The organism is Acidovorax sp. KPB24-07 (genome assembly GCF_057543315.1).
This window is the reverse complement of sequence record NZ_BAAJYS010000006.1, coordinates 21,250-34,795: the sequence shown is the minus strand read 5'-3', so window position 1 is coordinate 34,795 and position 13,546 is coordinate 21,250. Positions and strand designations below refer to the sequence as shown.

The 13,546-nt window shown below is 59.0% G+C and carries 8 protein-coding genes and 2 pseudogenes; 6 read left to right on the top strand and 4 right to left on the bottom strand.

Features of this window, described 5'->3' with window-relative positions:
* The first annotated feature begins 1 nt into the window (after nt 1).
* The 4 genes from AC27IQ_RS01940 (at nt 2) to AC27IQ_RS01925 (ending at nt 3,188) form a co-directional block, all read left to right on the top strand.
* Nucleotides 2-919: a carbohydrate kinase family protein gene (locus AC27IQ_RS01940; protein WP_487087826.1), complete on the top strand. Its 918-nt coding sequence runs from the start codon at nt 2-4 to the stop codon at nt 917-919.
* Nucleotides 920-1,221: 302 nt separating this feature from the next.
* The gene (locus tag AC27IQ_RS01935; RefSeq protein WP_487087824.1) at nt 1,222-2,412 is read left to right on the top strand and encodes a tyrosine-type recombinase/integrase; all 1,191 of its coding nucleotides are present in this window, start codon (nt 1,222-1,224) and stop codon (nt 2,410-2,412) included.
* Between the two features lie 79 nt (nt 2,413-2,491).
* On the top strand, nt 2,492-2,857 hold the full coding sequence (locus tag AC27IQ_RS01930; protein ID WP_428167130.1) for a type II toxin-antitoxin system RelE/ParE family toxin: 366 nt from the start codon (nt 2,492-2,494) through the stop codon (nt 2,855-2,857).
* Entirely contained in the window at nt 2,850-3,188 is a 339-nt protein-coding gene (locus tag AC27IQ_RS01925) for an XRE family transcriptional regulator (protein WP_487087822.1), read from the top strand. The genes AC27IQ_RS01930 and AC27IQ_RS01925 overlap by 8 nt, the downstream gene beginning before the upstream one ends.
* Nucleotides 3,189-3,962: 774 nt before the next feature.
* On the opposite strand, the gene AC27IQ_RS01920 is transcribed toward AC27IQ_RS01925, so the two are convergent.
* On the bottom strand, nt 3,963-6,449 hold the full coding sequence (locus AC27IQ_RS01920) for a S8 family peptidase (RefSeq protein ID WP_487087820.1): 2,487 nt from the start codon (nt 6,447-6,449) through the stop codon (nt 3,963-3,965).
* An 84-nt stretch (nt 6,450-6,533) separates the two neighbouring features.
* Nucleotides 6,534-7,520 (bottom strand): AAA family ATPase, encoded by a 987-nt coding sequence (locus AC27IQ_RS01915; RefSeq protein ID WP_487087818.1) that lies wholly within the window; start codon nt 7,518-7,520, stop codon nt 6,534-6,536.
* A gap of 284 nt (nt 7,521-7,804) precedes the next feature.
* Here AC27IQ_RS01915 and AC27IQ_RS01910 point away from each other — a divergent pair.
* Both AC27IQ_RS01910 and AC27IQ_RS01905 read left to right on the top strand, forming a co-directional pair.
* Nucleotides 7,805-8,464: pseudogene (locus tag AC27IQ_RS01910) on the top strand (restriction endonuclease); the annotation flags it as partial.
* A gap of 3 nt (nt 8,465-8,467) precedes the next feature.
* Nucleotides 8,468-8,743, top strand: a pseudogene (locus AC27IQ_RS01905) (helix-turn-helix domain-containing protein); the annotation flags it as partial.
* 175 nt (nt 8,744-8,918) lie between these two features.
* Here the strand turns inward: AC27IQ_RS01905 and brxL are convergent.
* Entirely contained in the window at nt 8,919-11,015 is a 2,097-nt protein-coding gene (gene brxL / locus AC27IQ_RS01900) for a BREX system Lon protease-like protein BrxL (protein ID WP_317702403.1), read from the bottom strand.
* A gap of 5 nt (nt 11,016-11,020) precedes the next feature.
* Nucleotides 11,021-13,543, bottom strand: a complete 2,523-nt coding sequence (locus AC27IQ_RS01895) for a PglZ domain-containing protein (RefSeq protein ID WP_487087815.1) — start codon at nt 13,541-13,543, stop codon at nt 11,021-11,023.
* Nucleotides 13,544-13,546: the final 3 nt, after the last annotated feature.

The following is a 13,546-nucleotide window of genomic DNA, read 5'->3' as shown; positions in this document are numbered from 1 at the left end:
CGTGCGTGTCCTGACGATTGGCGGTGCCACGCTCGACATTGTGGTTGCAGGCGTGGACGCGGTGCGAGGCCCCGGAGCCAAACACGATGTGGCCAGCGTGCGATGGTCCAGCGGGGGCGGCGCGGTGAACGCGGCGCTCGGATTCGCAGCCTTTCACGCACAGGTCACGGCCTGCTGCGCTATCGGCGCGGATGTGGAAGGGCGATGGCTGCGCGACACGTTGGACCGGCAAGGCATCGCGGTGGAACGTGTGCAGGCCATCCCCGGATGCCCCACGGGAAAGGCCGTGATCCACCTGGACCCGCAGGGCGATGCCACCGTGTTCGCGCAGCGCGGTGCCAGTACCCGACTGTCGTTGGCGGATGCCTCTGCAATGCTCATGCAAGCCGAGCTTGTCTATGTGTCCGCGTTGTCCGATGCCGCCACCGACGAGTTGAACCACGCGTTGGCGGGCCTGCCGTCCCGACCTTTCCAACTGGTGGTCAATCCGGGCGCACGTTCACTGCGCCAATCGCCCGACTCCTTGGAACGGTTGCTAAACGCGGCAGACCTGGTCTGCCTGAACGCGATCGAAGCGCAGTGGCTGGCCGCCCACCGAGGACTGGCCTGCACCCCGGAGCTGGGTGCCGACGAGGCTGTGGCGCTTGCCACGGCCCTGGCACGCCCACAGGGACAGGGGGTGCTGGTCACCCTCGGCGCTGGCGGTGCGGCGTTCTTCGATGGGCTGCACGGCCACCACCATCCTGCAGAGCGCACCACCGTCGCGTCCACACTGGGTGCAGGAGATGCCTATGCGTCGGCGTTCGCCTTTCACTGGTTTTCGGGGAATGGGGCCCGGGCCTCGCTGGAGGCGGCCAATCGCCGTGTGGTGGAGGTGCTTGGCGTCGCGGCTGCGAATCTCGCCACCTTGGTCATGTAGGGGCCAACGGGGCGTCGGCACTGCGGTGCCGCATGCAATAAAAAAGCCACCCGAGGGTGGCTTTTTTGTTCCCGACTGGGAATCAGGACTGTCTTTGGCGGAGAGGGCGGCAGTCGAACCCGGGTTTCACTTTGCGTCCAGAAATCTCACGAAATCATAAATTAACCCAATAAAAACAATGACTTATGATTTTTGTTGTTTCACGAGGTTTCTGATAGCATCTCTCAATCTTGTGTTTTTTCCGTATACTTTTCCGTATAACGAGACCAAAATTTGGGTCTCGTCTCCGTCGAACTCCACCCATGGTCAAAGCCAACAAACTCACTCAACTGCAAGCCACCAGGCTCAAGGAGCCGGGCCTGCATGGCGACGGTGCCGGCCTGTGGCTCAAAGTCACTGAAGGGGGCTCCAAGTCCTGGATTCTGCGCTATGCCTTCAACGGTCGTGAGCGCTGGACGGGGCTGGGGCCATACCCCGAAGTCTCCCTGGCCGATGCCCGTGACAAAGCCATGGCATGGCGTCGTCAGGTGCGCCAAGGCATCGACCCCATGCAAGTCAAGCACCAAGCCGCTGCCGTAGCGCGTGCCGAGCAAGCCAAAACCATCACGTTCGACAGCTGCGCTGAGCGCTACATCGAATCACACCGCTCTGGCTGGAAGAACGCCAAGCACGCCGACCAGTGGACGAACACGCTGCAGACTTACGCAGCCCCCGTCATCGGCAAGATGGATGTCGCGCTGATTGAAACCGCGCATATCATGCGTGTGCTTGAACCGGTGTGGCACACCAAGGCAGAAACCGCCTCGCGCCTGCGGGGTCGTTTGGAAGCCGTGCTGGATTGGGCCACCGTGCACCGGTACCGCACGGGAGACAACCCCGCCCGCTGGAAAGGCCACCTCGACGCACTGCTGCCCGCACGCTCCAAAGTCGCCAAATCAAAGCACTTCGCCGCACTGCCTTGGCGCCACATGAAACCCTTCATGGCCGAACTGCGCCAGCAAAGCGGCATCGGTGCGCTGGCTCTGCAGTTCACCATCCTCACCGCCGCCCGCTCAGGCGAAGTGCGCGGTATGGCCTGGTACGAGGTGGACTTCGAGCACAAACTGTGGACCGTCCCTGGCGAACGCATGAAAGCCGGGAAAGAGCACCGCGTACCGCTATCGGATGCTGCGGTGCAACTGCTGGAGTCTTTGAAGGACACCAAGCTGGCGGACACTGACATCGTGTTTCCCAGCACGCGTGACCACAAACCCCTTTCTGACATGACACTCACCGCCGTACTGCGGCGCATGAAGCGCGACGACATCACCGTGCACGGTTTCCGGTCCTCGTTCCGGGACTGGGCAGCAGAAGCCACCGACTACCCCCAGGAAATGGCGGAAATGGCGCTGGCGCACATTGTGGGCAACAAGGTGGAGGCAGCCTACCGACGCGGGGACATGCTGGAGAAGCGGCGCGCGATGATGCAGGCGTGGGCCGAGCATTCGCTATGAACACAGTGCAGTGATGTTTGATCAACCAGCCCGATATCCATTCCCTTGACGGAATATTCCTTGGGGGCTATATTTAACTATGTCGTGGGACGTTGAGTACACCGATGAGTTTGAAGCGTGGTGGGAAGGTTTGTCTGAACAGGAGCAAGTGTCCTTGGCAGCTTCGGTAGCGTTGCTGGAAGAGCGTGGCCCCTCACTCGGACACCCCCACAGCAGTGGTATCAACGGTTCTCGCCACGGGCACATGCGCGAATTGCGTACGCAGCACGGCGGGCGGCCGTTTCGCACGCTGTATGCCTTTGACCCTCGCCGAATGGCAATTTTATTGATCGGCGGCGATAAGACGGGTGATGACCGCTGGTACGAAGTGCATGTGCCAATCGCTGATCGGTTGTATGACGAGCATCTTGACCAGCTTCGCCGTGAAGGAGAAATAGATGGCTAAGAAGTTTTCTGAATTGCGGGCTGCAATGAGCCCTCAAGCGCGCGCTCAAGCCGCTGAACTCGCGCAAACCATGCTGAGCGAAATGCCACTGCACGAGCTGCGCCAAGCTCGGGGGCTGTCGCAAAAGATGCTGGCTGACGTACTGCATGTGCAGCAGCCCTCCATTGCCAAGATGGAGAAGCGCACAGACATGTATCTTTCAACGCTACGCAGCCACATCCAAGCGATGGGGGGTGAGCTGGAAGTCATTGCACGGTTTCCAGATGGGGCGGTGAAGATCAGCAACTTTGCGGAACTGGGTGCTCCGACACAGGCTGCAATGCCCTCGTGAGTGGATTCCGCGCAAATGAAAACTGCGCTGACTGCGGAAGCAAAAAAGGCTGCCAGCCCGCTGAAGTGCGAGCGGCGATGGGCATTTGCTTGAGGTTGGGTACAGAGTTTAGGGGGCTTGTATTCAGAGGGTGGCTACCCATTCAGTTGCTCGAAATTTTCGAATAACTGCTGGCGATCACGCCATGGCGCGTAGTTATGTTGGGGAGGCAATAGGCGTAACGTAGCTGAGATTCAGCGGCTAATCGAACTGGCCGTCCGTGTTCACAGAACACGGAACGTCCCATTGGCCTCGATAGGCGGGGGCTAGGGTTGATCGTCGACGTCCTGGAAGGCCGACCGCTCCAGACTGGAGCGGTCGTCGGCACGAATAACGCAGAAGGCAGTGGCCGACCCGAAGCGGTCTTCTCGTAAACTGGACTCATGGCCCGCAAGCGGACATTCAGCACAGGCTCACCACGCGAGCACGACGGACGATATGCCGAGATTGCCGCCGTTGCTGCTGGTTGAGGTGTTCACGCCGCATCGCGTCAAGCCGTCATACAGAACGAGGCTTCTGCTGGGTCTGGATGTACCTGCCAGCGCTTTTACTGCTGGTAGCGGATGCGGTCTTCAATCTTTTGATCGCATCGAGTGCCTCACGACCCAGCCCCTTGTCATCGCAAAGAGTGCGCAACGTCATAAGGTCTTCGGCGTCTCCAAACTGCCTTGATACCGCCCGCTTGGTGGATCAACCTCGATAGAGGACACCCTGCGCAGGCTATGGAAGCTGAGCTTAGCCTTGCGCTCCGATGGCAATTGGCTGACTAATTCGTGCACGAACTTGGTTGTAGATAGGCAGGGCAACGCCTTCAGCGACCTCAAGTGAGACGCATAGTGCGAACTCAACGGGCTTCAACAGCCGACCAGCATCCGCGACACAATTGACTCGAACCAAGAGGTGCTGACCTGCTACAACCGGCACAGCGCCTTCGCCTTCAAAAGTCTCGTGCTGTAGTGTTCCCAACTGAAGTTGCCGCGCCTCGCCTTCCAAGCGAGTCAAATTCAGAGGATCGCTCGGTAAGTCCATCCACAGCTTTGCGGCGCGGTACTTAGAGTGCCGTGGATTAGGCGGCGTCAGCCATGCCAACGTTACGGTCAGCCGTCGGCGAACCAATGTCGCATTGAGTGCCTCGGGAATAGGTACTTTGAACTCCCAAGCCTTGTCATTTCGAAGTTCGCCCACGCCAAGCATAGTTGCGCGTTGCTCAGTGCAGGTCAGCGCACGCTGGACATCGGCCACGCCGTAACCTGCATATCTACTGACAAGGCGACGCTGCGCATGCCAATGCTCGACATCAGGGCGCGCGGCCAACACTTGTGACTGGATGTCCCCAAGATTTGCACCATGAGCGAGCAACGCCTTAATCATCACAGCGTCGTAGCGGTGAGGAAGGTTCTGAGGATTGCCCGCACGCAGGGCTTCCAGCACATCGAATGCTTGAGCGGCCCCGCGCGTCGCCAGGGCTGTCGCGTTGCTGGTGCCACGCGTGTAGGCCGTATCGCCAACCGCATCCGGGGGGGATGCCACGCGATGACCAGGTGGTTGCGGTGTGCTCCAAACGCCAGAGACATGTGTTTCATTCGCCGGAGAAACAGGTCGCTCTCGGTAAAGCGCGCGGCCTCCTGGCAGCAGAATTTCAGGCTTAATCGCTCGTCGGAAGCCCGGTCCGATGCGGGAGTACGGCGCTACACCTTGCTCTGGAAACAAGGTATGCCGTCCTGTCACAGCGGGGAAGATCGATCCGTCGCTGTAGCTTGCGCCGACAGTGAGCGCGTTCACCGACTCCGCCGGTGAAAGCAGCCGACGGTGCATGTCCAGGTCCATCAAGGCCTGCATCGAATGGCCCGCTTGCTCCTCTGGCGGCATCGCTCCCAAGGAATCTCGCGCCACCTTCAGGATAAGGTCGTCTGAGCAGTTGCCACAACTAACGATGAAGAGCACTTTGTACTTGTGGCTCAACCAATCGAGCAGTCGCGCCCACGGCGACAGTTCGCCAGCAAATGGGCGGTAGCCGTCGCCGACCGAGAGGTTGATCACCTTCACCGTCGGAGCTGCAGCCGGCACTGCTGGAGTACCTTCAAACATTCGGCGCACAGCGACATGTACAAGATCTATGAGCAGCCGATCATCAGGTGTGCATTCCACCTGCGAATTGCTACCCTGTTCAGGCCGCATGATGGGCCGTACGTAGATTGGCGCAGCCAACGCCCCACTTGCGCTATCAAGTTCACCCCAAGCAATGAGGGACGCCATGGCCGTCCCATGTACTCGTGCGGCTACTGGGTATGTGTCGGCCCATTGATCCGGGTCATCGACGATCAAGCGCCCCTGCAAGCGTGGATGGTTCGCCAAAGGCAGGCCATCCAGCATGGCCACTATCGGACTGCCCGAGGTCAATTGCTGAGGCACAGCAGCATCCGGCAGCTGCGGAGCTGTATCGGAAACCCGCGACATGGCCTGTCCTTGTGGTCGCAGCAGCATAACCCGCTCGGATCGCAGCAGAGGAGCAGGTACGGCGTCCAGCAATCGCTGAACGCCTGGGGCCGGCATTTCGACCAGGAACCCTAGGTAGGCGATGTCGCCGATCAACCGCTCGTCAAGAACCTGTCCCCCAAGCTCAGTGACGAGGGTTCTTATCTCGGCAGACGAAGCCGCATTCTTTGCGGCCGACGCAAAGCACCAGGCTTCGATCTCAAACCTCAGAGCCGGTGTGCCGTTCTCCAACCGAAAGCGCCAAGCTTGCCTAAGGTCGTCGCTCAGCCGATCTTGTGGCCCCCAGAAACGCACATCCTTCAGGTGTTTGAATAAGTCCTTCCAGGCGCTAAGACCGGTGCCCAGATTTCCTGTCGGCGTCTCCTTATATATGCACCACAGGCGAACGACCTCGTCGAGCGCTTGCCTGTTACTGCCCATCAAGAACAACCTGCCACCGAGCGCTTTGGCGGCGTCTTGGGTCGAATAGAAGTCCTCATCGGGCTCGACTTGCGCGTCGACCATACCTGCCAGCCATTCAAGCCCCGGTATGCGTTCGGCCGAGCTGATGAAGTCGCCCACAGCACCAACCGTTTCAAAGACCACTACAAGATCGGGATCGCTGTTGTTTGCGGCAGCCTGAAGCTCGAGGCGCCGGGCCTCAAAGGCAGCCTGGAGAGTTTGAAATTGCGGCGTCAGTCGCTCTGCTTGGCGCCCATGGCCTGGCACATGCAGGGTGGGAACCATTCTCTGGCCGCCCTGCCGCCCAACTGCCGACGGTTGAGGGAAGATGAGTAGGGGCAAATGCCCGGTTGCGCCCTCTGGCAAGCTTTAGCGCTCGATGGCGTCGTCGATGGCTGCTCGCAGTTTCCACTGCACGATGCGTTCGGCAATGATTTCCTTGAGGTCACCAGATGGCAGCGCTAAAACATAGCGCCTGTGAATGTCCTGGCAGAACTGCTCCAGGTCGGAAAAGTTAGTCACCTTGAGGCGACTTGCCAAGGTCTTCGGAGTCATGCCAAGAGACACGCCGAGTCGTCGCTGGAATCGGTCAAACCACTGCGTACGCTGTTCAAGCGTGGGGGCTGGCAAGGTCAGTCGCAATTGGAAACGGCGCCACACCGCACGGTCCAGCAACTCGGCATGATTGGTGGCAGTCACTACGACCACATGGCTTGGAAGTCCATCGATCTGCAAGAGAAGCGAACTGACAACTCGCTTTATCTCACCGGTTTCGTGTGTATCCCCACGCTCCTTGCCAAGGGTGTCAAATTCGTCAAAGAAGAGGACGCAATGATGTGTACGCGCGAAGTCAAATAGCCGTTTTAGCCGCCCGCTGGTTTCGCCGAGGAAGCTGCCTACAACCGCCTCATAGCGCACGACGAACAGCGGAACCATCAATTCGTAGGCCAGGGCCTCCGCTAAAGTTGTTTTCCCGTTCCCCGGCGGCCCAGACAACAACACTTTATGGCGTGGCTCAAGTCCGTAAGAGCGAAGCAGATCTTGCCGCTGTTGCTCCTCGACCAGCTCCCGCGCCGCAGCCCTAACTTCTTCGGCAAGTAGGATCGACTCCAGGCTCCGTTTGGGCTGAAGTTCGTAGAGAAGCCCGCCGTGTCCGCCGTCAAATGTGCGAACGATTTCGGGCGCTTTCTGAGGCGCTGCGATAGAACGCAGGTTTTCTTCTAACCTGTCGGCCAGCAATGTGTGGCGCTTAGCGCGCTCCTCGGCAGCGATGGCTTCAACGGTCGACCTGAACATCTTCTGATCGCCTTGTGTGCCAGCGCGCACAAGATTGACGATTAGATCGGCTCTGGGCATGTGTTAGCTGCTTAGTTTCGTCAGTATACCCACCGGGACGGGTCGACACTCGGTAGATGCCTTGGCTCAGTGGGCGAACCTGACTCAGTTGGGCGAGGTGTATGACATCTCACTGGGGCAGGCCAGGGACGCCTCTTGCCTCAACTCAGGTTCGAGCCCCATCAGCCGAGCTGACGCTCACCCCGCCGGCTTCAGCGCCTCGAACCGGCGATGCAGATCTTCCGGCCGGATGTGCGTGTATCCCAACAACTCCAGTCTGCATGTGTCACACGAGACGATCTACCGCAGCCCTTTCAGCCTGGCGGCGCAAACAGCGTCAAGCACTGGTTTCGGATGTGGCGCAAGCACGCAATGCCGACGCCTTGGACGGCATGAGCTGGCGGGAGTTTGAGTTGCTGGTCGGTGAAGCCTACCGACTACAGGGGTACCGCGTGACGGAAATCGGTGGGGGCGGTCCCGATGGCGGCGTTGATCTCGTCCTGGCCAAGGGTTCGGAAAAGTTCTTCGTGCAGTGCAAACAGTGGAAGGCCTACAAGGTGGGCGTGACCACCGTGCGCGAACTCTATGGCGTCATGGCTGCCAAAGGTGCCACGGGCGGCTTTGTCGTCACCTCGGGGCGGTTCACGACCGATGCCAAAGACTTCGCCCAGGGGCGCAACATCGAACTCGTGGACGGCCCCAGGCTCTTTGCCATGATTCAGCAGGCTCGGAGCACCCAAGGCCAACCAGCTGCTGCACAACGCGAGACTTCCAACTCAATGGAGAGCCCGGCGCCTCAACCCCAATCGGCAGTCCAAGCTCCCCAGGCTACCGCCAAGGCAGCAGCCCAACCCGAATGCCCATGTTGTGGTGCCGCCATGGCACTGCGTACCGCCAGACAAGGGGCCAATGCCGGAAACACATTCTGGGGCTGCACCACCTACCCCAAATGCCGGGGAGCCAGGCTTAAGCAAGCCAGGCTCAACGCTGGCTTGTCTCAAAAAATGCTGGGGATTGAGGCAGGGATCGATGCCTTCGTGGCGAGCACGCGGATCAATCGGTACGAGCTGGGCATCCATCGGCCCGACTTGCTCACCGTGCGCAAATTGGCCAAGGTGTTGAATGTGCCAGTGGCTTTCTTCTTTGCGGATGAGGATGATGAGATCGCTGAGTTGCTCCTCTTGTACAAGAAAGCAGGAACGCCCGTACGCACAGAAATTCTGAAGATGCTGGCCTGTTCATAGGCACGGGGTTGCACAGAGCACTAAAGCGCGCTCCCGACCTTTCTCCAAACAATAGGCCGAGGTGCCCTGCGGGGAAAGATCTCCACTGTGCTTGAATTGCGATTGGCTTTGCAGTGAGCACAGTTGTCCACGGGCTGGGTCTGTTGCTTACCAGGCCCCGGTTGCCCGGGGTGCGTCAGGCTCTAAAGATGTCTACCTTGGTCTCCAAACATTTGCGCAGACTCATATCCATAGCGCCTATCTCGAACCAGCTGCTAGGTCGTTGGTAGAAGTCCAGACCCCGACCGATCTTGATGACCCAGCCGTTGTCGAGTCGAATCTCTCTGTCATGCAGATTGGGGTTGACATTGATTTCCAGCTCTACGTCCTGCTCCAGCAGGCTTTGGCGCAGCTGATCAAGCTTGTCGTTCATGTCGGCCAACGGCGTGGTGTCGTCGAAGCTAGTCATCAGCGAGATCTTGCGCAATGTTCCTGCTTTCAAGACAGCCTCACAGAACCGTACAAAATTCTGGATCTGATGAGGCAAACGGATATAGGGATCTTCTACCTGAACCGTTTTCGCGCCCTGCAGGTACGGCCCCATGATGGACTCGTAGGTGTGACCCGTGTCGCCGTACAGGATGGTGAAGTGCTGTTCGGCAGGCGCCGGTTCTAGCGCAGCTTGCGCTGGCGCCGGTGTTGTAACTACGGCCGCAAACTCTGCCAGCTCGGCTGGCTTCGTGAGCGTCACATCAAGGGCCGTGCCATGCGATTCCCCCAGGTCCAGAGCGCCCGCCTCCGAAGGGCTCAGCGATGTCCTGGCGGGTTGCTGCGTAGCACTCGCATCCTTCGACTCGGGGCAGAACACGACAACCTCAGTGCCATCCGTGCGTTGGTAGGAAAGATTGATCTGAGCAAACTCGTCGTCAGGCTTGCGCTTGTTCATCTGCTCCTTCACCCGCCGCCTGCATTCCACCGCGTAGGCCACGTATTCCTCGAACTCTTCGTCCGTGGCCGTGCCCGATGGGTGCAGGATTTTGAGGAAGGCGCACACCGTCTTTTTGATGCCTTTTTCATCCCGACCTTCGACCGACTTGCCCAGGCGAATGCGTTTAGTGACTTCCTCGTACCGGTTCGTGTGTTTGAACTGGTGGTGGAACGCCTCGGCCAAATAGTCAGTGATGAATCCGTAGTTGTTGGTCAGGAAAGCACTGCTGTTCTTGGGCATCTCCCAGCCAGGGATATATGCGGCAAACCGGTCCATCACAGCCAGGTCAAACTCTGCTGGCAACGGCTGGAAAAGGTCATGCTTGACCGAGTTCACCACCTGGCTGATCGACAGGTCAAAGTTGCCCACGAAGCTCAAGCTCGCATCGGCAATGACCTCGGCGCCACGGGAGAAGCGCCCATTGGCCATGAAGTCCTTCATGATCTGGATCGTGTCGGGATCTTTGACCTTGATGCCACCCACCTCGTCAAACGCAACCGTATCCCAGAACCCCACCAGGCCCACCTTACGACGGGCATTGTTGTAGAAGAGGGTGGATTTCGTGGCCTGACCACCAGAAATGAGCGTCGCGTACGGCGAAAACTCGCTGAAGAAGTACGATTTTCCGGTGCCGCGAGGCCCCAGCTCGATGTAGTTGTAGTTCGGCTCGACCAGGGCGGCCAGGCGAGCGATGAAGTGCATCTGCACCCGCTTCGAGAGTTTCTCAGGCTCCAGCCCGACCGTGCGCAAAATGATGGTCACCCACTCATCGCGGGTGAAATGCTTGCGCCCTTCGCAGTAGCGCTCAAAGTCAAACCGACTGATCTGGATGGGCCGCATGTCTTCCACGTGGAAGGCGTAGTCATCCTCTTCAATCGGATTATGCGCCAGCGTGACCTCGGCCCAGATGCCGCCTTCGAGCAAGCGGTCGTTGTCCCGGTAAAACTTCTCGCCGATCGCGATGCGCTGCGAGTTGAAGTTCTCCAGCGAAGCCCAGTGCCGCTTTTCCTTCTCGACGTACCGCACATGAATCTTGTCGATAAAGCGGTGCTTGCCTTTGGTCGCCACCTTGGACTGCGCCGCGTTGGCTTCGTCGGGTTTGACGTAGTTGTCCTGTAGGCTTGCGATCACCGCCTCCATGCCGGAATCCATTTCCGCCTGGTCATCGCTCGCACAGAAGCGGGCCAGCAAGAACTCCAACACGAAGGTGGGCACGTTGGTGCCCTTCTTGATGCGGTGCAACAGGTCCTTTCTGAGCACCTTGCCGTCAAAGGCATCGATCAGTTTTCGGTCGAGTTCGTTCATGGTTTTCATACCGCGTAGTTGGTCGCCAAATCCAGTTGCGCGTAGATCTCAAAGGTGGATGGATTCAAGGCCTTGAGCTTGAACTTACCCTCAAAGTCCATGTGCATTTTCACGGTGACCTGGACCTTCTCCCCAGGCTTCAGCGTCAAGGTGCCTGTGGCCGGATTCACCGCACCACCCGCCTTGGCTTCACCGATCACGTCTCCCTGCGGGTCGTGCGCCTCCAGCAAGACTTCGAAGCCGCTGTCCACCGAGAACATGTCTGCGGTGTCCACGCTCAACTCGATTACCGGTACACGGGTCGTGATGGCCTTTGCACCGTTTCGGTAGGTCATGGAGATGGTCGCCTGGTGCACGCTGGGCTGCGTGCTGACCTTCAATTGCATGCTGATCACAGGCACCACGCATTCCTGCAGTGAAAGCCCGCCATGAAAATACAGTAGGCCAGCTCGGTAAGCAGCCAAGCTGGTCGGCATAGTGATCTTGGCGAAATCTCCGCGAATGCCCATCCGTTCCGCGGGCACCACCAGGTGGTTACCGTCGCCAGCACCATCTCCCAGCGCGCAGCGGTCGTGCACTGGCAGCCAGTTGCCCATTGGCTTTGGGCACACATCGCCCGCGCCAGCGTGCGTATTCATGAAAAAACCATGATCGGTGGCGATCACCACCTCGTTGAACCCGCGCTTTTTGAGCAGATTGATCGCCACCCGAATACGCTTAAGCGCATGGGTGATTTCACCGGGCGCCGTGTCGGGGTGATTCTCGAAATGGCTGTCGATTTCAACCGCACGCAATACCAACAGATCCGCATCCGCTGAGAAATTCGCCCGCCCACGCACAAAGTCTTCCAGGCGAACCTCTTCAAAGCGCTGCCCATAGCGTTGCTTGAGCACGTTCATCCGCTGCGTCACCGTCTCCACCACCTGATCACCCAGCATGGGCACCAGGCTTTGCGCGTTGTTGCTCAAGCGCAGTTGCGCCCCCGCACCGGGCAGCAGACTGGCCATGCCCACAGGCGTCACGCTGGGCAGTTGCGCCAGGGCAGCTTGTAGGTGAACCTGTCCGTCCTCCGCCAGTTGCCGCTCCAGCGCGACGCCCAGTTCATAGCGTAAAGCATCGATCATCAAGAACGCCACCTTATGGCCGTTCTTTTGCAGCTTGGGGGCCACCACCCGGTCAAACACATCGGAGTTGGCCAAGTAGCCAGCCAATGGCCAGCCGCTTTTTTCTACGTGGCGAACGAAGATTTGCTGCACTTTCTCAACCAGCTTGCCGTACTGCTTGCGCACCTGGTGCTTTACTGGCGCCATCAGGCCGTTCGCGTCCTGCCAGTCGTAGTCGCTCACAGCCTGCTCAAACTCCCGGTGCAGGCGATCAACCTCGCGCAGACTGCTGGTGTAGAACACAAGCAGCGCTTCGGCGTTGCGTGCGTTATCGGCCAGTTGCCGGTCCATGTCTTCGCAGGTTTGGATGAGCTCGACCGCCGCGCGGATTAAATCCCACTGTGCGCGGCTTTCACCCTTGCCCGTCCACACTGACCTTTGGTGCTGCTCGAGAATGCTGCGGCTGCGATCGATGTCATCGCGCAAGACGCCGTCAATAGCCCTTGCCAGGAACGTTCTCTCTTCAAACGGAAAGGTATCGCGCGTTCCCAAGTCGGCCCAGCCCTCGAAAAGCTTCACCAACTTGAGGTCTGCTTCAATTCCCTCTGCATTCTCGATATAGATGCTTTGTGTGCGGCGATCATTGCGCAGCCGATCACACAAGTCGTCGATCAAGGGCTGGCTGTTGACTTCCGCCCTGGGAACATCGGCCAGCGCATCAGGCAGTGCACCAGGCAGATCAAACGTGAACTCGCTGAAAAGCACAAAGCGCCACAGTTCAGCCGAGACCGAGTCCCATTTTTTGCCGCGGGTTTTCAAGCTCAGGCCAATGCTGTTTTTAAGCAGGTCCTTCACTTCGGTCAACCAGGCTTCGCTACCGTTCAGCGCAGCCACCTGCGAAGCATTCGGGGCCAAAAGTGCAAACAAAATGTCGCGCGCAGACTCCACGTGCAGCAACGCACGCAGATTAGGCCATCCCAGGCCACCACCCACCGCATCCACCACGGCAAAGGTAGGGCTCGCGTCTTGAGCAAAAACCGCGCGAATGGCCGACACGTGGTCAGGCTTGGCCTTCAGACACAGGCTCTCATAGCTGTCACCGTCCCCCTCGGGAAACACCATCCCGGCCGCAGCGACAGGCGAGAACGGATTGATCTGTTTCTCCTCTTCGGTCTCAGGAGCCTTGGTCGGCACGTAAACCAACAAGCCTTGCAACTGCTGCACCACCACATTGCGCAAGCCCTGAATAGCCAGCAGGCGGCTTTCGATACTGTTGGCGGTGGCATCAACCACCACCAGTTTGTCGTCAGCCATCTGGGCGCACACCTCCCGGTATCGCTGCTCGGGGTCGTACACCACCAGGGCACCGGCCTTTTGCACCCGTGGGCGCAGTACTTGGTTCTGGATGAAGTCTGCAATGCTCATTCA

Excerpts from the sequence above, each read along its gene's own strand:
- AC27IQ_RS01935 (WP_487087824.1), top strand. The coding sequence starts at position 1,222 with ATGGTCAAAGCCAACAAACTCACTCAACTGCAAGCCACCAGGCTCAAG.
- AC27IQ_RS01930 (WP_428167130.1), top strand. The coding sequence starts at position 2,492 with ATGTCGTGGGACGTTGAGTACACCGATGAGTTTGAAGCGTGGTGGGAA.
- AC27IQ_RS01925 (WP_487087822.1), top strand. The coding sequence starts at position 2,850 with ATGGCTAAGAAGTTTTCTGAATTGCGGGCTGCAATGAGCCCTCAAGCG.
- AC27IQ_RS01920 (WP_487087820.1), bottom strand. The coding sequence starts at position 6,449 with ATGGTTCCCACCCTGCATGTGCCAGGCCATGGGCGCCAAGCAGAGCGA.
- AC27IQ_RS01915 (WP_487087818.1), bottom strand. The coding sequence starts at position 7,520 with ATGCCCAGAGCCGATCTAATCGTCAATCTTGTGCGCGCTGGCACACAA.
- brxL (WP_317702403.1), bottom strand. The coding sequence starts at position 11,015 with ATGAACGAACTCGACCGAAAACTGATCGATGCCTTTGACGGCAAGGTG.
- AC27IQ_RS01895 (WP_487087815.1), bottom strand. The coding sequence starts at position 13,543 with ATGAGCATTGCAGACTTCATCCAGAACCAAGTACTGCGCCCACGGGTG.